This is a genomic window from Vibrio sp. Vb0937, assembly GCF_033338855.1.
Genome location: NZ_JAWOTK010000423.1, coordinates 1 through 1,070, shown reverse-complemented (window position 1 = coordinate 1,070; position 1,070 = coordinate 1). Strand labels below are relative to the sequence as shown.

Genomic DNA, 1,070 nt, shown 5'->3' with positions numbered 1-1,070 from the left:
GAAGCCGATTCTCATCATTTCTTTTTGCTTGATATGACCCGTACCGAACACAATTGCATTTGGTGGCGTTGCAACTGGCAACATGAAGGCACAAGATGCGGCTACCGCGATAAGTGCTGACAGAATCACTGGTGATAGACCAAGTGCTTCGGCAATGGTCGCGAACACTGGTACCAGTAGCGCAGCACTTGCTGTGTTACTTGCAAACTCAGTCAAGAAGACGACAAAGGCAACAACAGAAAGGATAGTGAGCAATACACCTGCTTGCTCAAGGAAGCCAGTTAGGCTGTGCGCTAGGAAAACGCTGGTGCCTGTCGCTTTTAGAACGTTACTCAAACAGATACCGCCGCCGAACAGGATCAGAACACCCCAGTCTGTTGTCTTTTCAATGTCCTTCCATTCGACTGCTCGAGATGCGCCTAGCAGCAAGATGGCACCAATCGCAACCAAGGTGTCGAATTTTGCAAAACCGCCAAGCATGGTGTTGATCGGCTTGCTGAAAATCCACAAAGTAACGGTAAGTAAGAAGATTGCCAGTGTGACCATTTTGCCGTTTGTCCACTCAACAGGTTTGTGGTCAAGTTCAAACTTGTGGCTCAAATCTGGCTTGGTCATGGTGTAAAGAACCAAAATCGCAATTGGCATCAAAATCAAAGAGATTGGCAGACCTAGCTTCATCCATTCCGTGAAGTTCAAACCTACTTCGGCAGCAGCAATCGCGTTTGGTGGGCTACCAACTAGCGTTGCGATACCGCCGATAGAGGCGCTGTAAGCAATACCGAGAAGAACGAACAAGAAAGTGTTGTGGTTTTTCTTCGCGTCCAGTTTCGTCATGACGCCTAATACCAAAGGAAGCATCATTGCGGCTGTTGCTGTGTTGGAAATCCACATTGAAAGACCTGCGCTCACACCGAACAGCATAAATACCGCGACAGACATTCGACCACGAGCAATCAGCAACACTTTGTCAGCAAGTGCTTGGTCAAGTTTCTGCTTGTGCAACGCAGCGGCGAGAGCAAAGCCACCCAAGAACAAGAAGATGATTGAGTTCGAGAAGTTATTCAGTGCTG

1 protein-coding gene is annotated in these 1,070 nt (G+C 48.1%); it reads right to left on the bottom strand.

Features of this window, described 5'->3' with window-relative positions; all coding sequences use genetic code 11:
- Positions 1–1,070, bottom strand: a 1,070-nt coding sequence (locus tag R7P67_RS26220) for a DASS family sodium-coupled anion symporter (protein ID WP_318086506.1), incomplete at both ends; no start/stop codon positions are given.